Genomic DNA, 20,509 nt, shown 5'->3' on the forward strand with positions numbered 1-20,509 from the left:
CTTTTTGTAAATACTCTCGCCGAAGGCGGTCCCGCAGATCACACATGCGCCACCTCCATGCCGTGGGCTCCGCCCATCGTCAGGCCAATCTCGTCCACGGTCAGGCCGGTCGTTTCACGCGGCGCGCTGAGGCGTCCTTCGTTCAGGGCGGCAAAACTGTCGGAAATCTCCATCAACTCATCCAGGTCCTGGCTGATGCAGATGACCGCGGTGCCCTTGGCCGCCAGATCCAGAATCGCCTGCCGAATCGAGGCCGCGGCTGCGGCGTCAACGCCCCAGGTCGGTTGGTTCACCACCAGCACATCGGGATTTTGCAGCACCTCGCGACCGATCACGAACTTCTGCAAATTACCACCCGACAGCGATCGGGCCGCATTTTCAGGTCCCGGCGTGCGCACGTCGAAAGCCTCGATGATCTTTTCGGCAAAACCTTTGGTTTCGGTCCATTTCAGAAAACCGTTGCTTTCCAACCCTTCGCGCACCGACCCGGTCAGCAGGGCGTTTTCCGTCAGGCTCATATCCGGCGCCGCGGCGTGGCCCAGACGTTCCTCGGGCGCGGTCAACACGCCCAGCTTGCGTCGGGCTGTGGGCCCAAGTTTGCCGACCGGCTGGCCGTTGAACTTGATCGCATCGGCGGCTGTCGGGATTTCCCCGGACAGTACGCCCAGCAATTCATCCTGCCCGTTTCCGGCGACGCCGCCGATGCCCAAAACCTCGCCTTTGCGGACGGTCATGTGAACGTTCTTCAACGCAGTGCCGAATTCCGACGGCGAAGGCACCGACAACCCGCTGACGTCGAGGGCGACATCGCCGAGTTCACGCCCTGAACGCTCGGGCGTTTGCAGGGTCGAGCCAACCATCATCTCGGCCATATCGCGGGCTGAGGTTTCGGACGGAACACATTCGCCCACATTCTTGCCCAGACGCAGGATTGTTGCGTGGTCACACAGCGTGCGGATTTCCTCCAGCTTGTGCGAAATATACAGGATCGAGGTGCCCTCAGAGCGCAGTTTATTCAGCGTCTCGAACAAGATATCGACCTCTTGCGGTGTCAGAACCGAGGTCGGTTCGTCCATGATCAGCAGCTTGGGGTCCTGCAAAAGACAGCGAATGATCTCGACCCGTTGCCGTTCACCGGCGGACAGATCGCCGACGGTACGATAGGGGTCAAGCGGCAGACCGTAGGTTTCGGAAACCTGCCGAATGCGCGAAGCCAGATCGCCCATTGGCGGCGGATTTTCCATTCCCAGCGCGATGTTCTCGGCCACATTGAGCGCGTCGAACAACGAGAAATGCTGGAATACCATCGCAATTCCGTCGGCGCGCGCCGCACGTGGCTCGGGGGGCGCAAATGTCTGACCACGCAGCAGCATTGTCCCGCTGTCAGGCTTGACCAGCCCATAGATCATTTTCACCAGCGTTGATTTACCAGCACCGTTTTCGCCCAGCAGGGCGTGAACTTCGCCCTCACCGATGTCAAAGGACACCTGATCATTGGCCACGACGCCGGGATAGGCTTTGGTCAGCCCTTGCAGGCTTAATAGAGGAGTGGTCACGCGCTCAGGTCCTTCTTCAATTCGTTCTGCCGGGCCGGGCGCAAAATTTGCGCGGCAACGCCAACGGCGATCATTTGCGGGTGTTTGCCCAAGTCGGGATCGCCAATCGGGCAGGTGATCCGGCTGATCCGTTCCGGCGTATGTCCCAGCGCCCCCAGTCGCGACCGAAACCGCGCCCATTTGGTAGCTGAACCAATCAGCCCCGCAAAGCGGAAATCGTGCAAAAGCAGTCGGTTACACAGTTCCAGATCCAGATTGTGCGAATAGGTCAGCACCAGATGTTCGGCCTCACGCGGTGCATGACGCACCAGTTCTGCCGGTTTCGCAGCGGGCACCGGAGTTACACCTAGCGGGATGTCTTCGGGAAACCGCTCGGGTCCGGTATCGACCCAGGTGATTGCCAGATCGGGCAAGGGGGCCAGAACATCGACCAGTGCGCGGCCCACATGGCCAGCACCCCAGATCCACAGATTGCGCGCAGGTTCATGTACGGGCTCGACCATCCAGCCGTCGATCAACTGTGGCTCGGGCTTGATCCCCTGACCCCGCGCGGCGGTTAACAGGCGTTTGATCGACAGCGGCATGTCACCGCCCACGGGCGACCTGGCGACAACCCCGCCTTCCAATGCGTCAAGCGCCTTTGCATCGTAAATTTCACTCAGCAACGTGACAGCACCGCCGCAGCACTGGCCCAGATCCGGTCCAAGCGCGTGCTGCGTCAGCAGCGCAGGCGTGGTCTGTGCCCGCGCTGCCCGGGCGGCCTGATATTCCAGCGTGCCGCCGCCGATTGTGCCGCTCTGACCGTTTTTCCAGACCAGCATTGCAGCGCCGACTTCGCGCGGGGACGAACCCTTGATCGCGGCGATGACCACCCGGGTCACCGTTCCGTGGGTTTTGACCGCCTCCCTCAAAGCCTCAAGGTCAAATCCCATCAGATGCCTCCCTTCATCCCTTGAACACCGCGCCAGACCTCTTCGGCAGTGGCGGGCGCGTTCAGGGCCGGATAGCTGCCTCCGCAGGCGGCCACCGCGTTGGACAGTGCCAGCCAAGCCGAGATGCCCAGCATGAAGGGCGGCTCTCCGACCGCTTTCGAGCGATAGATCGTGTCCTCTCGGTTCTCGCCATCCCAAAGCGCAACATTGAAGATGTCAGGCCGATCCGAACAGGCAGGAATCTTGTAGGTCGAGGGTGCATGCGTGCGCAGGTTCCCCTTGCCGTCCCAGACCAGCTCTTCGGTTGTCAACCAACCGGCACCTTGCACATAGGCCCCTTCGACCTGCCCAATATCCAGCGCCGGGTTCAACGACGCGCCCGCGTCATGCAGGATATCCGTACGCAGGATGCGGTTTTCCCCGGTCAGCGTGTCGATGGCAACCTCGGTGACCGATGCCCCGTAGGCAAAGTAATAGAACGGGCGGCCATGTCCTTTGATCCGGTCCCATTCGACCTTGGGTGTCTTGTAGAAGCCGGTGGCCGACAGGCTGACACGGCCCATATAGACCAGCGCGGCGGCTTCGGCGAAGGTATAGCGTTCCTCGCCCACCTCGACATGTCCGTCCCGGAAACGGACGGTCGTGGGATCGGCCTGATGGCGCTCGGCCAGATAGGTGGCCATCCTGTCGCGGATCGTGTCGCAGGCGGCTTTGACCGCCATGCCGTTCAGGTCGCTGCCAGACGACGCCGCCGTTGCCGACGTATTGGGCACCTTGGCCGTGTCCGTTGCAGTGATCTTGACCATCTCTGGTGGAATACCGAACCGCGAGGCTGCAACTTGCGCAACCTTCTGGAACAGGCCCTGACCCATCTCGGTGCCGCCGTGGTTCAGGTGAACCGAGCCATCCTGATACACATGCACCAGCGCACCGGCCTGGTTCAGATGCGTCAACGTGAAGGAGATCCCGAATTTGACCGGAGAGAAAGCGATGCCCTTCTTGATCACTTTGTTTTCGGCGTTCCATGTCTCGATGGCGGCCTTGCGCGCGGCGTAGTCGCTGGATTTCAGCAGAGCTTCGGTCATGCCGTGCAATTCGAAATCACTGACCTCCATGCCATAAGGCGTTGTGTTGCCACCTGCGGGCAGCGGGCGAACAGGTGCGTCGCCCATCTCAACGGCGCCGCGGCTGGTCAGGTCCTCATGCGGGTCCGGATGGCCCAGCGGTTTTTCACCCGCCGTTGTCTCGGCCACCTTGTGCGCAGGCTCGTAGTAGTTGCGGCGACGCAGCTCGACGGGGTCCATTCCCAGCACATGCGCAGCGTGGTCCATCACACGTTCGATCCCGACCATGCCCTGTGGGCCGCCAAAGCCGCGATAGGCGGTGGCGGATTGTGTGTTGGTCTTCAGCCGATGGCTCTCGATCCGGGCATTGGGCAGCAGATAGGCGTTGTCCGAATGCAGCATTGCGCGGTCCGCCACCGGCAGCGACAGGTCCTGCGCCCAGCCACAGATCGCGTGGTGCAGGAAGGATACACCCTGAATATGGCCATTCTCGTCGAAACCGGCCTTGTAAGAGATGCGGAATGCATGACGTTTGCCGGTGATGGTCATGTCGTCATCGCGGTCATAACGCATCTTGCAGGCTTTGCCGGTCGCGCGTGCGGCGACGGCGCATGCGACGGCCAGCGCGTTGCCCTGGCTTTCCTTGCCACCAAAACCGCCGCCCATGCGGCGGGTTTCTACGCGAACGGCGTGCATTGGAACGCCCAGGGCGTCCGCCACTTTGTGCTGAATTTCGGTCGGGTGCTGGGTCGAGCTGTGCACCAGCATATCCGCGCCTTCATTTGGCACTGCCAGCGCGGCCTGACCTTCCAGATAGAAGTGTTCTTGCCCACCAAGCTCAAAGCTGTCTTCGATCACGTGGGCCGAGCCCGCGATGGCCGCGTCGGCGTCGCCCTTGGCATAGATGCGGGGACCATCCTCGAACCGGCTATTGGCGGCGAGCGCGTCTTCGATCGTCAGCAGCGGTGTGCCCTCGGCATAGTCGATATTGCCAAGCCGTGCCGCTTTGCGCGCGGCAAGATGGCTGGTGGCAATGACAAGAAACACCGGCTGGCCGATATAATGAACGGTTCCATCCGACAGCAGCGGCTCATCATGGATCGATGGCGAGACGTCGTTGGCAAAGGGCAGGTCGTTGGCGGTCATGACCATGACCACTCCATCGGCCGATTTAACCGCCGACAGGTCCATCGACGTGATCGTACCCTTGGCAATCGGGCTCAGGCCAAAGGCCAGGTGCAGCGATCCCTTGGGGGTCGGGATGTCGTCCACGTACCGCGCGGTTCCCGCGACATGCAAAGGGGCCGCGTCATGGGGCAGGGGTTTTGTCACGCTCATGCCGAAACCTCCAACACGTTCGTCACTTCGCCCTGATCTTCCAGGAAATACCGCTCGAGCATCGCTTTCGCCGTCTCGAGCCGGTAAGTGGCCGAGGCGCGCATGTCCGTCATCGGGGTGAAATCTTGGTCGAAGGCCGGTGTCGCCGACTGTACAGTCTCGGACGTCCATGGTTTTCCGACCAGCGCGGCCTCGACATTTGTCGCGCGCTTCGGAATGCCCGCCATGCCGCCGAAGGCAATCCGCGCGTCGGTGACAATGCCGTCCGACACAGTGATGCTGAAGCAGCCGCAGACCGCCGAGATATCCTGATCGAATCGCTTGCTGAGCTTGTATGCCTTCAGCCGGTCAGGCTGACGCGGAAAGCTGACGGCCTCGACGAATTCGCCGGCTGCGCGATCCTGTTTGCCATAGTCGACAAAGAACTCTTCCAGCGGTATCGATCGCCGCGTGTCGCCCTTGCGCAGATGCAGCGTGGCACCCAGCGCGATCAGTGCGGGCGGGTTGTCCCCGATCGGCGAGCCATTGGCGATGTTGCCGCCGACTGTGGCGGCGTGACGTACCTGCACGCTTGCGTATCGACGGATCATTTCCGCGTATGAGGGGTGCAGATCGGCCAGTGCCTCGCCCATGCGATTCATATCAACCATCGCGCCGAAACGAACCTCGCTGTCGGTGATCGCGATCTCTTTGAGATCATCGCAACGGCTTAGAAAGATCACGGGATCAAGGTCGCGCAATTGCTTGGTGACCCACAGGCCCACATCGGTGGCGCCTGCAACCAAGGTCGCGTCCGGGTGGTCGGCGTAAACCGCCGCCAGTGCGTCCGAGGACTCTGGCAGCATCGGCGACGCTGCGGGCGGGGCCGCGGGCTGATCCTTGACCCAAACCGGTACGGGCTGTTCTTCGGCTGCTTCCGCTGCGCGAATGATCGGCGCGTATCCGGTACACCGGCACAGGTTCCCGGCAAGCTGTGTGTCGTGATCCTTGGCCCCGTTTGCGTGCCCGGCAACCATCGACATCACGAAGCCGGGTGTGCAGAACCCGCATTGCGAGCCGTGCAGATCAACCATCGCCTGCTGAACCGGGTGTGCCTCGCCATTGGGGCCGCTGGCCCCCTCGACCGTGCGCACCGCTTTGCCATGCAGTTGCGGCAGGAACAGAATGCAGGAATTTAGCGCCTTGTGGCCGCCCTCATCCGTCACCATGACCGTACAGGCTCCACAATCGCCTTCGTTGCAGCCTTCCTTGGTGCCGGTCAGGCCGCGATCTTCGCGTAGCCAGTCCAGAAGAGTCGCTGTCGGATCTACATCCGCCAGTTCCACTGTCTCTCCGTTCAGAAGAAACGTGATGTTCATTCGAGAAACCCGTCGCGTTACTCGGTTGCGCCCTTCGGTGCCCTCCTTCGATGCGACGTAGAAAGAGTAGCGGGCGGATAGCTTGCCGTCAGATGTTAGAAACAGCGCACCTTGTCTGGCAAGAAAAACTGCCTATGTGATGCATCAATAGACCTGCTTTGCGCCGAACGGCCTTGCGTGTTTACGAATTAGGCGTCTGAAACTAAAGCGATTTTTTTGTTTGGTTAATGCCGGTCCCCGAAGCACCTTCTGAAAAAGCCGAATAATCAAAGCTGATTTTTTAAGCATCCCGATGCAACGGTTCTTGCTTTTGCCCTGCGCCCGGCTGGGATAGCGTGGCGGTCATGAGCAGTTCTCCTCGATTCATTCACCTCCGCGTTCACACCGAATATTCCCTGTTGGAAGGCGCCGTGCGGCTGAAAAAGCTGCCGGGACTTTGCGAACAGATGGAGATGCCCGCCGTCGCAGTAACGGACACCAATAGCATGTTTTCGGCGCTGGAGTTTTCGGTGACCGCCAGCGGGGCCGGGGTACAGCCGATCATGGGCTGTCAGGTTGATCTGACCTATGTACAGGCGCAGCCGGGTGAGAAGCCCAAAGCGCCCGCACCGCTCGTGCTGCTGGCGCAGTCCGAGCTGGGCTACGAGAACCTGATGAAACTCAGTTCCTGCCTTTACGTAGACAAGGGTGGGCAATTGCCGCAGGTCACAATGGAAGAGCTGGCGGAAAGGTCTGACGGCCTGATCTGCCTCACGGGTGGACCTGATGGTCCGGTTGGAATGCTTCTGCAGCACGGGCAACGCCCGGCGGCCGAGGTTCTGGTGGATCGATTGGCGACGATGTTCCCCGATCGGCTTTATGTCGAGCTTCAGCGCCATCCGGGCGAGGGCGGCCAGCCCGAGGCCGAGCGCCTGACCGAGCAGGGCCATGTCGAGATGGCCTATGCCAAGAACCTGCCGCTGGTGGCCACCAATGACGTTTATTTCCCGACAACGGATATGTACGAGGCGCATGACGCGCTGATCTGTATCGCCGAGGGGGCCTATGTCGATCAGCAGGATGGACGTCGCCGTTTGACCGCGCAGCACTATTTCAAGTCGCAGCAGGAAATGGTGACCCTGTTCGCCGATCTGCCCGAAGCGATCGAAAACACGGTAGAAATCGCGCGCCGTTGTGCCTTCATGGCCTATCGCCGTGATCCGATCCTGCCAAAATTTGCTGATGACGAGGTCGCTGAACTGCGCCGCATCGCCAATGAGGGTCTGCAAAAACGTCTGGCGGTGATCCCGCATGCGGTAACGCCCGAGGAATATCAGGAACGGCTGGATTTCGAACTCGACATCATCGAGGGGATGGGCTTCCCGGGCTACTTCCTGATCGTTGCAGACTTTATTCAATGGGCCAAGGACGAAGATATCCCGGTCGGGCCGGGCCGAGGCTCGGGTGCGGGCTCATTGGTGGCTTATGCATTGACAATCACAGACCTTGACCCACTGCGCTATTCCCTGCTGTTCGAACGGTTCCTGAACCCGGAACGGGTGTCTATGCCCGACTTCGATATCGACTTCTGCATGGACCGTCGCGAAGAGGTGATCCGCTACGTGCAGCAGAAATATGGCCGCGACAAGGTGGGGCAGATCATCACCTTTGGTGCGTTGCTGTCGAAGGCGGCGGTGCGCGATATCGGGCGGGTGTTGCAGATGCCCTATGGGCAGGTTGATCGCTTGTCCAAGATGATCCCGGTTGAAGGTGTCAAACCGGTTTCAATCGAGAAGGCGCTTAAGGACGAGCCCCGCTTGCGCGAAGAGGCGCGCAGCGAAGAGGTTGTTGATCGCCTGCTGAACTATGGCCAGCAGGTCGAAGGGCTGTTGCGGAACGCTTCGACCCACGCAGCGGGGGTGGTGATTGGCGATCGTCCGCTGGATGCGCTGGTGCCTTTGTATCAGGACCCGCGCTCGGATATGCCTGCCACACAGTTCAATATGAAGTGGGTCGAACAGGCCGGACTGGTGAAGTTCGACTTTCTGGGACTGAAGACGCTGACTGTGATCCAGAACGCAATGGATCTGATCTTCAAATCTGATCGCCCGTTGCACATCGCCGCTGATGGTACTGAACTTTATGAACCCGCCGAAGGGGCCAAAAACCAGATCAACGCGATCCCGCTGGATGATGAAGCGACGTACAAACTCTATTCGGCGGCCAAGACAGTAGCGGTGTTCCAGGTGGAATCCTCGGGCATGATGGATGCGCTCAAGCGTATGAAACCGACCTGCATCGAAGATATCGTAGCCCTTGTGGCCCTGTACCGTCCCGGCCCGATGGAGAACATCCCGACCTATTGCGAGGTCAAGAATGGGCTGCGGAAAATCGAATCCGTGCACCCTCTGATCGACCATATCCTTGAGGAGACCCAAGGCATCATCGTCTACCAGGAACAGGTGATGCAGATTGCACAGGTCATGGCGGGGTACAGCCTCGGTGGTGCCGACCTTCTGCGCCGTGCGATGGGGAAAAAGATCAAAGAGGCGATGGATGCTGAACGCCCGAAATTCGAAAAGGGCGCGGCCGAGAATGGTGTCGATGCCAAGAAGGCCAGCGAGGTCTTCGACCTGTTGGAGAAATTCGCCAACTATGGCTTCAACAAATCCCACGCCGCGGCCTATGCGGTGGTCAGCTATCAGACCGGTTGGCTGAAGGCGAACCACCCGGTCGAGTTCATGGCCGGTGTCATGAACTGCGATATCCACCTGACCGACAAGCTGGCGGTCTATTTCGAAGAGGTTCGCAAAGGTCTGGAACTGCCCTATGTGCCGCCTTGCGTGAACCGGTCTCAGGCGACGTTTGATGTTCACAATGGGCATCTGGTCTATGCGCTGGGCGCGCTCAAGAATGTGGGTGTCGAGGCTATGAACCTCGTGGTCGAGGGTCGGGCAGACAAGCCGTTCGTCAACCTGTTTGATTTCGCGCGCCGGGTTGATCTGAAAAAGGTCGGCAAGCGCCCGCTTGAGATGCTGGCAAGGGCAGGGGCTTTTGACGAGTTAGACAAGAACCGCCGCCGCGTTTTCGAGAGCCTCGATCCGCTGGTGCAATACTCTGCGGCGATCCACGATCAGAAGAACTCAAACCAGGTGTCGCTGTTTGGTGAGGCAGGGGACGATCTGCCCGAACCACGCCTGTCGCCATCGCCCGACTGGCTGCCTGCGGAACGGCTGAGCGAAGAGTTCAAGGCTATTGGGTTCTACCTGTCGGGTCACCCTCTGGACGACTATATGCCCGCGCTGAAGCGCAAACAGGTGCTGACGCTGGATGAAGTGATGGAAAAGGCCCGATCCGGACCGCTGATCGCCAAGATGGCCGGCGTTGTCGCCGGACGACAAGAGCGCAAATCCGCCCGTGGCAACCGGTTCGCCTTCGCGCAGCTTTCGGACCCGACGGGTGCGTACGAGGTCACGCTGTTCTCGGATACACTGGAAAAATGCCGCGAATTTCTGGAGACCGGCGCGCAGGTGGTTCTGACCGCCGAGGCGACGATGGAGGCTGATCAGCTAAAGCTGCTAGGTCGATCTGTCGGGCCTGCCGATTCCGTGGTGAGCGAGGCAGGAGCAACCGGTTTACGCATCTTTGTCGACGAACCACAGGCCCTGCCAACAGTGGCCAAAGTTCTGGCTGATGCGGCAGGCGCCGCCAAAGGCGCCGCGAAGGGCCCCATTCATCTGTGCCTGCTCGGTCCCGGACTGCCCGGCGAAGTCGAGATGGATTTGGGGCAGGAGTTTCCGATCAATCCTCAGATCAAGGGCGCGATCAAATCGCTGGACGGAGTGATGTCTGTCGACGAGGTCTAGTTGCCACGATGATTCAGTGCCGCTAGGCTGCCTTGGACACTCTTTCGCGCGAAACACAGGAGGGCGCAGGGATGACACTTTCATCTGTTGGTCTAAGAACTTTGGTCTTGGCCGGTGCGACGTCAGCCGCCATGGCAACTGCGGCGTTGGCCGATGACAAGAAGAAAAAGACAATTGAGGGCGCGTTGATTGGCGCGGGCGTTGGTGCCCTGATAGGCGATGGCAAAGGCGCCGCGATTGGCGGCGTGGCCGGGGCGATTATCGGGCATAACTGGAAATGAGTGCGATGCGGAACCCTTTGACGACCATTTTGGCGGGCCTTATTACGGCCGCGCCGGTCCTGACCTTTGCGGACGAAGCGGCTGAACAGATGGTCCAAGACGCTCTGCCCGTCATGCATTATACCTGTGCGTCGATTGCCGAAGAGGCGGATGGTGACGAAGCCTTTGTCGTGGCCGTGGTCGAAAAGATGACGGCCCTATCGCTCTACAATCGCCAGATCAATATCGAAGATCATGCAACGACCGACGAAGAAAAGGACCAACTGCGCGAAGTGTTCATTACCGCTTTGTCAGAAGGATGCGCCGCAGATAAGCATGCCCTTTTGGGCGGCGTGGTCGACAATGCGGTGAAAAAGTCGCTGGGGTATTAGTCGGATTGTGGTCTGGGTTCGCTAAAGCGTGCCCACGGTGCAGCGAACCAATCCCCAGCCTTTGTCCACCCCGGCGGATTTGAGGCCGGTGACAAGGCGGTCGGACAGGAACAGCAGAGACGGGACTTTCGGGTCTAGCCAGATGTCCGGGCCGTTGAGGGCTTCGGGGACTACTACAAGCCTAGCTTCTTTTCCTTGGCGAGGAACGTAAACAACACCTCCAGCAATGCTAACTAACGGCGCGCTTGCTGGCCCACCCTCTGGACCAAGCGCTTCGTAGTTACCCATCAACCGTTTGTTGCCGACATTCAGAAAGTAGTACGGCTCGGGTGTCGTCACTCGCGTTTCTTCTGCGTCCATGATTGTGAGCGGGTGAAAAACAGTTTCTCCCAGATCGAACCGTTCAAGAACTGCTTTCGCAGTTTCCGAAATCAAGGGGTAGCCACCCCCTGATATGAACGGAGGTGGGGCATATTCGGGATGAGCGTTGAAATACCAAAGTTCGCCAACTTGTTCTTCGGTCAGGATTTCTCCTCGCTTCCAGCCGAGATCCGACTCGCGAACCATCCTCTTGGACCATTCGACCACTTCTGGAGATTGCCTCAAGCGCCGGTCGCCGTACTCCTTGCGGAGTACAGCTTGTATGTCATTGATGCTGTTGACAGTCGTAGAAATCCACGCGCAGGGCTCAGCGCTCGGGTCGTTCGCCATCAACCAAACCTCAATAATGCGGCGGGCGTTCGTCTCCGAACACGACCCCGCCCGAGCCTTCCTGTGCCCGTTCGGCCTCGCGCTGCAACAGCATTTCGACACGGCGGGTCAGGCGGTCAATCTCGCCTTGCTGGCTTGTGACGACCGTGTTCAGCTCTTCGACCGTGCGGGTCAGATGGGCGATCTGTTCTTCCAGATGCTGCATGGAAAGCTCCTTTGTGGCCGGTCATAGCGACCCTGTGACGCCAAAGCCAGCGAAAGCGCGCCTTGCCCCGATGAAGGCCATGGGATAGACCGCGCGCGGAACATGACCGCGAAGGACGCCCCAGATGGCCAAGCCCAAGAAACAGCCCCGCCCCAAGGCCATAACGCCGAAAGGGTTCCGTGACTATTTCGGCCAGGAAGTCTCGCAGCGCACCGAGATGCTGCGGGCTATTGCGGAGGTCTATCATCGCTACGGGTTTGATGCCTTGGAGAGCAGCGCGGTCGAAACCGTTGAGGCACTGGGCAAGTTCCTTCCGGATGTGGATCGCCCGAACGAAGGTGTGTTCGCCTGGCAGGAAATTGACGAAAACGATAAGGGCGACTGGATGGCCCTGCGCTATGACCTGACCGCGCCTTTGGCCCGTGTTTACGCGCAGCACCGCAATGACCTGCCGACGCCCTATCGCCGCTATGCGATGGGTCCGGTCTGGCGCAACGAAAAGCCGGGGCCGGGGCGGTATCGCCAGTTCTATCAGTGCGATGCGGATACGGTGGGCACGGCCAGCATGGCAGCCGATGCCGAGATCTGTGCGATGCTGTCGGATACTCTGGAGACCGTCGGCATTCCGCGCGGTGATTATCTGGTGCGCGTCAACAACCGCAAGGTTCTTAACGGTGTGCTTGAGGCGATGGGGCTGGGTGGCGACGCAGCTGCCCGCGACAACGTCCTGCGCACCATCGACAAGTTCGACAAGGTCGGCGAACAGGGCGTGCGAGAGCTGTTGACCAAAGGCCGCCTGGACGCCTCGGGTGCATTTATCGACGGCGTCGGCCTGAGCGACAATCAGGCCGAGCCGGTGATCGCATTCCTGACCTCGAAGGCCACTGACACCGCCGGAACGCTGACCAACCTGCGCGCTGCTGTGGGCGACAGCAAGATCGGTGCGGATGGCATTGCCGAGTTGGAACAGATCGGCGCCCTGTTGGATGCGGGTGGCTACGGCGCGGACCGGATCGAAATTGACCCATCCGTCGTGCGCGGTCTGGGTTACTATACCGGGCCGGTCTACGAGGCCGAACTGACCTTTGAGATTTTCGACGAAAAAGGTCGCAAGCGCCAGTTCGGCTCGGTCTCGGGTGGAGGTCGCTACGACGATCTGGTCAAGCGCTTTACTGGGCAAGAAGTGCCTGCAACCGGTATTTCAATTGGCGTTGACCGTCTGCTGGCTGCCCTGCGCGAAAAGGGCCGGATCGCTGCGCAGGCCACGGGTCCCGTAGTCGTCACCGTCATGGATCGCGACCGGATGGCCGACTATCAGGCGATGGTCGCCGAGTTGCGCAATGCGGGTATCCGGGCCGAAGTCTATCTGGGCAACCCCAAGAATTTTGGCAACCAGCTGAAATATGCAGATAAGCGGAACTCCCCCATTGCGGTGATCGAAGGCGGTGATGAGAAGGCCAATGGGATCGTTCAGATCAAGGACCTGATCCTGGGCGCGAAGATCGCCGAAAGCGCAACGCTTGAGGAATGGAAGGAACGCCCCAGCCAGTTCGAAGTGCCGCGTGGCGAACTGGTCGCCAAGGTGCGCGAAATCCTCGACAGTCAGGACTGACCCATGGCCAACCGTTCCGAGATTCAGGCCCGCGCCGCGATGATGCGCGTCCGGTTCGAGGCCGCTGGTGCTCAGGTGGTGGATACGCCCCTGCTGCAATCCGCCGACACGTTGCTGGACCTTTATGGAGAAGACATTCGTGCCCGCGCCTATGTCACCTCGGATGCGCTGCGTGGTGAGTTGATGCTGCGCCCGGATTTCACCCTGCCTGTGGTGCAGATGCACATGAACGACGGTGCGGAACCGGCGCGCTATACCTATTCCGGCGAGGTGTTCCGGCGGCAAGAGCACGACCCGGAACGCTCAAACGAATATATTCAGGTGGGGTACGAGGTCTTTGACCGCGACGATCCCTCGGGTGCCGACGCCGAAGTGTTTTCACTGTTTGCCCTGCAATTGCGTGGCTTGCCACTGCGCGCTGCAACCGGAGATATCGGCATCCTGACCGCTGCGGTACAGGGTCTGCGGACGACGGACCGCCGTAAGAACGCGTTGATGCGGCATCTGTGGCGGCCGCGCCGTTTCCGCATTTTGCTGGACCGTTTCGCAGGGCGCCAACAAGCCCCGGAAGGGCGCGATGCGCTGCTGGATGCCGAAGACCCCCTAGCGACCGACGTGCCGATGATCGGCAAGCGCCGCGCATCCGAAATAGAGGCGCGGATCAGTGCTTTGCGCGAAGACCGCGACACGCCACCGATCTCGGACAATGAGCTGGTTGGTCTGGAAACGCTGCTGAACGTACGCGAAACCGTTCCGTTTGCGTTGGAACAACTGCGCGACGTGGCTGTAGACCTGCCACAAATCGCCCCGGCGCTGGATCGGCTGGAAGCGCGCATGGCCGCCTTGCAAGCGCGCGGCGTCGATATCGCACGGCTGGACTTTGAGGCCGCCTATGGCCGGACGTCGATGGAATATTATGACGGCTTCGTCTTTGGGTTTTACGCCGAGGGTCGCCCGGACCTGCCGCCGATTGCCACCGGCGGACGCTATGACGCGCTGACGCGCCAATTGGGCAATGGAGCCGAAATTCCGGCGGTCGGCGGGGTGCTGCGCCCCGACCTGATGCTCGAGATCGAGGAGGGCGCACAATGAGCCTGAAGCTGGGTGTCCCCTCGAAGGGCAGGTTGATGGACAAGACTTTTGCGTGGTTCGAAAAGCGCGGGATTACCCTGTCCCGCAGCGGATCAGACCGGGAATACGCAGGCCGGGTCGAAGGAATCGATGGCGTTTCCCTGATCCTGCTCTCAGCCGGAGAAATTCCGCGCGAACTGGCCGCCGGGCGCGTTCATCTTGGCGTTACCGGTGTCGATCTGGTGCAAGAGAAGCTGCCCCGTTGGGAACAGCAGGTCGAAGAGGTCGCGCAGCTTGGCTTTGGCAAGGCCGATCTGATTGTTGCCACACCGGCCTGCTGGGTCGATGTGGACACGTTGGACGATCTGGATGCGGCTGCGGCTGCGTTTCGCAAAACCCATGGGCACCGCCTGCGGATTGCCACCAAGTACCACAGGCTTGTGCGCGAATTCCTGACAGATGCGGGTGTCGCGGATTACGCTCTGGTCGACAGCCAGGGCGCGACCGAGGGTACGGTGATGAACGAAACCGCCGAGGCGATTGCCGACATCACCTCGACCGGGGAAACCTTGCGGGCCAACCATCTGAAGATCCTGTCGGATGGCCTGATCCTGCAGTCGCAAGCCACGCTATGGCGCAGCCGGGTCTCCAAATACGAGTCTAGTGACAAGGCGGTTCTGTCGGACCTGCTTGACCGGCTAAGCTAAAGCAGACCGATATCCGCTAGCGCGCGATTCAGATCGTCGGGCAGGGCGTCGTCCTGCTCTCGCCCTTTGGGCAGATCGGCGGGCGTGTCCTCGGGCTTTAGATAGCGCCAGCCTTGGAACGGGCGTTTCAGGGCGTTCTGCGTACGGTGAAGTTCGGGGTCCAGAACGATCGCGCAGCGGCGGATGCCATCCTCGCCGCGGACTTCGTCCAGCCGCAGGATGCGCTGGCGACATTGGATGACGCCTTTGATCACCCAATAGATTGATCCGCCATTCAAAATCTCGGCCTCGCGCTTGGGCCACATGCGGGTGACATGGCGCGGGCAGCCGTCCTCGTACAACGGTTTGCGGCTGTCCTGCCACGCGATCAGCGTATCAACGCTTTCTGATCCGACCGAAAGTTTGATGAGGTTTACGTACTTATCCACAGTTTTCCCACAGAGTCGTCCCAAGGGTCTTCACTATATTGTAGCCTGATGCGCCATGTCATCAAGGTGTTGTGGATTGGGTGCGAATTGGAGTAATCTGACCGCCTCTAGCTAAACAGGAATCGCCAATGAGCCGCTTTGCCGCCCCCATCGCCGAGCAGATCTGGGATATGAAGTACCGTTTCAAACAGGCCGATGGCACGCCCATTGACCAGACGGTCGAGGATAGCTGGCGACGCATCGCGCGCGATTTGGCGCGGGTCGAGGATGATCCGGCGCATTGGGAAGAGAAATTCTATGCGGCGCTGGAAGATTTCAAATACCTGCCCGCCGGTCGCATAACAGCGGGCGCAGGGACCGCGCGTCAGGTGACTCTGTTCAATTGCTTTGTGATGGGCACGATCCCCGACAGCATGGGTGGTATCTTCGACATGCTGAAAGAGGCGGCGCTGACCATGCAGCAGGGCGGGGGAATCGGATATGATTTCTCGACCATCCGTCCGCGTGGTGCAGACGTGAAAGGCGTGGCCGCCGACGCCTCGGGGCCGTTGAGTTTCATGGACGTCTGGGACGCGATGTGCCGCACGATCATGTCCGCAGGCTCGCGCCGGGGCGCGATGATGGCGACCATGCGCTGCGACCACCCGGATATCGAACAGTTCATCACCGCCAAATCCGACCCGGCCCGCCTGCGCATGTTCAACATGTCGGTGCTGGTGACCGATCCGTTCATGGAGGCCGTCAAGGCCGACGGCCCGTGGGATCTGGTGTTTGAGGGCAAGGTCTATCACACGGTTCAGGCGCGCGATCTGTGGAACAAGATCATGCAGGCGACCTATGACTACGCCGAGCCGGGCGTGATCTTCATCGACCGCATCAACGCAGCCAACAATCTGAGCTATGTCGAGACGATTGCCGCCACAAACCCCTGTGGCGAGCAACCTCTCCCGCCTTACGGAGCGTGTTTGCTGGGCTCGATCAATCTGGCACGATTGGTCGCCGCACCGTTCGAAGATGCTGCCCATCTGGATGAGAGCGCCTTGCAAGAATTGGTCGCCACCGCCGTGCGGATGATGGACAATGTGGTGGACGCGTCGAAATTCCCGCTGGCAGAGCAAGAAGCGGAAGCGCAGGACAAGCGCCGCATCGGCCTTGGTGTGACCGGTCTGGCAGATGCGCTGCTGATGCTGGGTCTGCGCTATGGCTCGGACCAGGCGGCGCGTCAGACCGAACGCTGGTTGCACGCGATCGCCCGCGCCGCGTATCTGGCGTCGGTCGATTTGGCCAAGGAAAAGGGGGCGTTCCCCTTGTTCGATGCCGAGAAATATCTCGCCAGCGGCACCATGCAGCAGATGGATGACGACGTACGCGACGCCATCCGCGAACATGGTATCCGTAACGCATTGCTGACATCAATAGCGCCGACGGGGACGATATCGCTTTATGCCGGGAACGTCTCTTCGGGGATCGAGCCGGTCTTTGCCTATGCTTACACGCGTAAGGTGTTGCAAAAGGATGGTTCTCGCACCGAAGAAGAAGTCGTCGATTATGCCGTGCGGATGTGGCGCGACAAGTTTGGCGACGCGGAATTGCCCGATTACTTCGTCAATGCACAGACCTTGTCACCGACAGATCACGTCAAGATGCAGGCGGCGGCGCAAAAGTGGATCGACAGCTCGATCTCAAAGACCATCAATTGCCCCGAAGATATCAGCTTTGACGCGTTCAAGGATGTCTACATGCAGGCCTGGGATCAGGGCTGCAAGGGCTGCACGACCTATCGCCCCAATGACGTGACCGGTTCGGTCCTGACCGTTTCCGAAAGCGATGACAAAGCACCGGGCGAAAGCGCCGATGCACCGCATGAGGTCGACGGCGGCGAGGTGGTTTATATGTCCGAACCGCTGGATCGCCCGCAGGCATTGGAAGGATCGACTTACAAGCTGAAATGGCCCGACAGCGAGCACGCGATTTACCTGACCATCAACGACATCGTCATCGGTGGGCGGCGGCGTCCGTTCGAGGTGTTCATCAACTCGAAGAACATGGAGCATTACGCCTGGACATTGGCGCTGACCCGCATGATATCGGCCGTTTTCCGACGTGGCGGTGACGTGTCCTTTGTCGTCGAAGAGCTAAAGGCCGTTTTCGACCCGCGCGGCGGTGCCTGGGTTAAGGGCAAGTATATACCTTCGATTCTGGCGGCAATTGGTGGCGTCATCGAACAGCACATGATCAACATCGGCTTTCTGGAAGGCGAAGGGATGGGGCTGAAGTCCGACCCACAGGCGCAGGTCGTCAACATCGATGCCCCACGCGGCAAAGCCTGCCCGTCCTGCGGCCAATTCGACATGGTCATGATCGAAGGATGCATGACCTGTCGAAGTTGCGGTCATTCTAAATGCGGTTGAGGACCGGAATTCATTTTTTGTTGGTGTGGAACGACACAAAAGGTGACATTTATTGACGCCGAGATGCCATTTCTCGGCGTCAAACCTGCAACTTTCATGGCAGACTTTTGCGTGTTCCATTATTTAGGGCGGAAACCAGTCGTTCGCTGCTGGTGCGAACGGAATTATTAACCGTCGCGAAAGCGGACATACGTCAATCGACTACCACTAGATAAAATTTCCGGCTCTCGAAGTATGGTCCGCTACGACCTAATCAATTCACCGGCTTGTCAGTTGGGAATTGTTTTTGTCAGGCGTTCACCCCGTCAAATTTTCTTTGGAAACCTTTAAGCCCGTTATGTTCATAGAGCAGATGATGCGGCCATGCCGACCAAAAAGCTCTCTACTTCTGAGCGAGCCATTTCGGGTTCTTCTGACCTTATCGCAACTGCGATCTTTGAAAGACGGTCATGAAAATGCTTGCGTACAAGATTTGCAACGGGCGCCTGATCTGTGCCGCCGTCAAACTTGTTAGCGCGGCGCGCAGAGACAATCTGGTCAAAAGTCCAACACAGAAATCCGTTGCCAGCTTCGACGTAGTAGAGCCTTGCGAAACCGTAGATTTCCTCTTTGAACTGCAGCCATGTAGGGGCAACGAGGATCCGTTCCAGAGCATCATCCAGATCATTCAAGAAGCTGGCAGTTGGAGCTTCTGCCGCCCGAGCTGCGACCGATGGCTCGATCAGCAGTCGGGCTTCAAGCGTTTCGTGGAAGTCATGTGACCGCTCAAGCGACATATCAACGGACGCTTCGTCCAATTCTATGATCTGCGCTGCTCGTTCTGACAAATAGGTACCACTGCCTATCTTGCGCTCCACCAGACCATCACGTTGGAGAACCAAAAGCGCATCCCTTATCTGAGTGCGCGAGGCATTCATGGATTCGGCAAGTTTACGTTCGTTCGGAATGCGGTGCCCCGGCAGGATTTCACCTGACCGAAGCAGATCTCGGATCTCCTGATAAACACGGTCAGTGGCTCGGTTTTTCATATCGGCGTCCAAGTTGTTCAAGTGGTCAACCATTCGCATAGTCGGGATGAAATGCCAAGTTCTCATGGCTGAAATGCCAAAATTTACTGAATTAAGTTGACAATTGGTCGCGTTATTAGCCTAATTGGTTGACCGCTTTCATAAAAATAGAGATTCGGTTGACCAATGCCCCTTAGGGGTAGCTATCAACAGGAGGAAACGATGACCATTCAGCGCCGCGAAAATCACTTTCGCGCTACCCTTCTGACCGCCGGCTCAATTCTGGCGTTCGGCCTATCTGCTTCAGATGCCCTTGCGGAATTTTCTTGGGACCAACTCTCGGGCCAATCCGTCACTGTAATGATGCCTGAACATCCGGTGACCGATGGGGTACGCGCAGTTATGGATCAGTTCGAAGCCGACACCGGTATCGAAGTAAATCTGCAGACAATGGCTGAAGACCTGTATTTCGACCGGATGGAGGTTGCCCTAAGGGGAACTGGTGGTAACTCCCAGATGGACGTCTATTTTCTGCCGATGGATTCCACAGCATATACGCAGCATACAAACGGATTAGTTCATTCGCTCCAGGGTTTCATCGACAATCCCGACTTGACTGCGCCCGACTACAACTTGGCAGACATTCCTGCAGGTTTCATGGATTCCACCAAATACGACATTGACGGAACATGGGAGTATCACGGTATTCCGGCATCGTTCGAGACCTACATCCTGTTCGCAAATATGGATCATGTCGATCAATACCTGGGTGGCCAAATGCCAGCCACAATGGAAGAGCTGATCGCAGCCGCGCAGAAAGTGAAAGAAGATAGCGACGGTGCAGTCGCTGGTGCGGTGTTGCGCGGAATTCGGTCAGATACGTTGATCGATACAATCACTGGCTTCGTAAACAACTCGGTCGGGCCGGCCGATCGGTCTGCTCCATACAACGTCTGGTTCGAGGGGGGATGGGATAACCCGAAAATGGATAATCCCGATATCGTGCGTGGCCTGGCCAATTATGCTGAGTTGATGAAGGCTGGCCCTGTCAACATTCAGGCGATGGACTGGCCCGACGCTTCGCAATTTTTCCAGGCTGGAGGTGCTGCATTCTTTATTGATGCCAGTTTGTTTGCCCCAGGCTTCGAGAACGCGGATGAAAGTCCGATTGCGGGCAAGATCGGCTATTCCGTGATCCCCGTCGATAATGCTGGGGGTGATCCTTATACAGCGCATTGGCAATGGGGTTTTGGCATTCCGCAGAACGCGACCAATCCCGAGGCTGGTTGGCTGTTCATTCAATACATGTCGAATGCAGACAACGCGACAACTATTGGTAAATTCCATGGCGGAGCACCACGACTGTCAACTTGGGAAGATGCCGACTATGCAGCAAGCTTCCCGCAGGGGTATGTCGATGCAGTGGCCGCAGCCATGCCAAACTCGCAAACTTCGGTGGTCCAGCGCGCGGGTTGGAGCGAATTCGCGCTTCGCATCGTTGATGTCATTCAGGCGATCTATGGTGGTGCCGACCCCACTGAGTCCGGCGCCGCAGCGCAGGCTGATTTCAAGAAGCTGGCTGCTAACTGAGCCATCCATAACTCTGGGCCTC

16 protein-coding genes are annotated in these 20,509 nt (G+C 59.1%); 8 read left to right on the top strand and 8 right to left on the bottom strand.

The features are described from left to right. Window positions 1-38: 38 nt before the first annotated feature. The 4 genes from ACR0LX_RS13320 to xdhA are packed head-to-tail and all read right to left on the bottom strand — an operon-like array spanning window position 39 to window position 6,248. Complete coding sequence (locus ACR0LX_RS13320) at window positions 39-1,556, bottom strand: ABC transporter ATP-binding protein (protein ID WP_480784128.1); 1,518 nt, start codon at window positions 1,554-1,556, stop codon at window positions 39-41. Beyond that, window positions 1,553-2,488 carry a xanthine dehydrogenase accessory protein XdhC gene (gene xdhC, locus ACR0LX_RS13325; RefSeq protein ID WP_480784129.1) on the bottom strand — a complete coding sequence of 312 codons (936 nt, stop codon included), beginning with the start codon at window positions 2,486-2,488 and terminating at the stop codon, window positions 1,553-1,555. The genes ACR0LX_RS13320 and xdhC overlap by 4 nt, the downstream gene beginning before the upstream one ends. Further along, window positions 2,488-4,890 (bottom strand): xanthine dehydrogenase molybdopterin binding subunit, encoded by a 2,403-nt coding sequence (gene xdhB / locus ACR0LX_RS13330; protein ID WP_480784130.1) that lies wholly within the window; start codon window positions 4,888-4,890, stop codon window positions 2,488-2,490. The genes xdhC and xdhB overlap by 1 nt, the downstream gene beginning before the upstream one ends. Beyond that, a complete protein-coding gene (xdhA, locus tag ACR0LX_RS13335) occupies window positions 4,887-6,248 on the bottom strand; it encodes a xanthine dehydrogenase small subunit (RefSeq protein ID WP_480784131.1) in 1,362 nt (453 codons plus the stop codon). The genes xdhB and xdhA overlap by 4 nt, the downstream gene beginning before the upstream one ends. Before the next feature lie 344 nt (window positions 6,249-6,592). On the opposite strand from xdhA, the gene dnaE reads away from it, so the two are divergent. From dnaE to ACR0LX_RS13350, 3 genes are all read left to right on the top strand, one after another. Next, window positions 6,593-10,093, top strand: coding sequence for a DNA polymerase III subunit alpha (gene dnaE / locus ACR0LX_RS13340; protein ID WP_480784132.1), 3,501 nt, complete (start codon window positions 6,593-6,595; stop codon window positions 10,091-10,093). Window positions 10,094-10,164: 71 nt separating this feature from the next. Beyond that, window positions 10,165-10,374, top strand: a complete 210-nt coding sequence (locus tag ACR0LX_RS13345; protein ID WP_480784133.1) for a YMGG-like glycine zipper-containing protein — start codon at window positions 10,165-10,167, stop codon at window positions 10,372-10,374. A 5-nt stretch (window positions 10,375-10,379) separates the two neighbouring features. After that, a complete protein-coding gene (locus ACR0LX_RS13350; protein WP_480784134.1) occupies window positions 10,380-10,745 on the top strand; it encodes a hypothetical protein in 366 nt (121 codons plus the stop codon). A 21-nt stretch (window positions 10,746-10,766) separates the two neighbouring features. Here ACR0LX_RS13350 and ACR0LX_RS13355 read toward each other — a convergent pair whose 3' ends face one another. Further along, the gene (locus ACR0LX_RS13355) at window positions 10,767-11,456 is read right to left on the bottom strand and encodes an imm11 family protein (RefSeq protein ID WP_480784135.1); all 690 of its coding nucleotides are present in this window, start codon (window positions 11,454-11,456) and stop codon (window positions 10,767-10,769) included. A 10-nt stretch (window positions 11,457-11,466) separates the two neighbouring features. Then, window positions 11,467-11,661 carry a SlyX family protein gene (locus ACR0LX_RS13360; RefSeq protein WP_480571485.1) on the bottom strand — a complete coding sequence of 65 codons (195 nt, stop codon included), beginning with the start codon at window positions 11,659-11,661 and terminating at the stop codon, window positions 11,467-11,469. 124 nt (window positions 11,662-11,785) lie between these two features. On the opposite strand from ACR0LX_RS13360, the gene hisS reads away from it, so the two are divergent. The 3 genes from hisS to hisG are packed head-to-tail and all read left to right on the top strand — an operon-like array spanning window position 11,786 to window position 15,051. Next, window positions 11,786-13,273, top strand: coding sequence for a histidine--tRNA ligase (gene hisS / locus ACR0LX_RS13365; RefSeq protein ID WP_480784136.1), 1,488 nt, complete (start codon window positions 11,786-11,788; stop codon window positions 13,271-13,273). 3 nt (window positions 13,274-13,276) lie between these two features. Further along, a complete protein-coding gene (locus ACR0LX_RS13370; RefSeq protein ID WP_480784137.1) occupies window positions 13,277-14,365 on the top strand; it encodes an ATP phosphoribosyltransferase regulatory subunit in 1,089 nt (362 codons plus the stop codon). Next, window positions 14,362-15,051, top strand: coding sequence for an ATP phosphoribosyltransferase (gene hisG / locus ACR0LX_RS13375; protein WP_480784138.1), 690 nt, complete (start codon window positions 14,362-14,364; stop codon window positions 15,049-15,051). The genes ACR0LX_RS13370 and hisG overlap by 4 nt, the downstream gene beginning before the upstream one ends. On the opposite strand, the gene ACR0LX_RS13380 is transcribed toward hisG, so the two are convergent. Then, a complete protein-coding gene (locus ACR0LX_RS13380) occupies window positions 15,048-15,479 on the bottom strand; it encodes a DUF1489 family protein (RefSeq protein WP_480784139.1) in 432 nt (143 codons plus the stop codon). The genes hisG and ACR0LX_RS13380 overlap by 4 nt on opposite strands. Before the next feature lie 128 nt (window positions 15,480-15,607). Here ACR0LX_RS13380 and ACR0LX_RS13385 point away from each other — a divergent pair, with 128 nt between their 5' ends. Then, window positions 15,608-17,890, top strand: coding sequence for an adenosylcobalamin-dependent ribonucleoside-diphosphate reductase (locus ACR0LX_RS13385; RefSeq protein WP_480784140.1), 2,283 nt, complete (start codon window positions 15,608-15,610; stop codon window positions 17,888-17,890). A 341-nt stretch (window positions 17,891-18,231) separates the two neighbouring features. Here ACR0LX_RS13385 and ACR0LX_RS13390 read toward each other — a convergent pair whose 3' ends face one another. Beyond that, window positions 18,232-18,939, bottom strand: coding sequence for a FadR/GntR family transcriptional regulator (locus tag ACR0LX_RS13390; RefSeq protein WP_480784141.1), 708 nt, complete (start codon window positions 18,937-18,939; stop codon window positions 18,232-18,234). 180 nt (window positions 18,940-19,119) lie between these two features. On the opposite strand from ACR0LX_RS13390, the gene ACR0LX_RS13395 reads away from it, so the two are divergent. Next, window positions 19,120-20,487, top strand: a complete 1,368-nt coding sequence (locus ACR0LX_RS13395; protein WP_480784142.1) for an ABC transporter substrate-binding protein — start codon at window positions 19,120-19,122, stop codon at window positions 20,485-20,487. Window positions 20,488-20,509 lie beyond the last annotated feature (22 nt).

The sequence above is a fragment of the Ruegeria sp. CH11 genome, assembly GCF_056537105.1.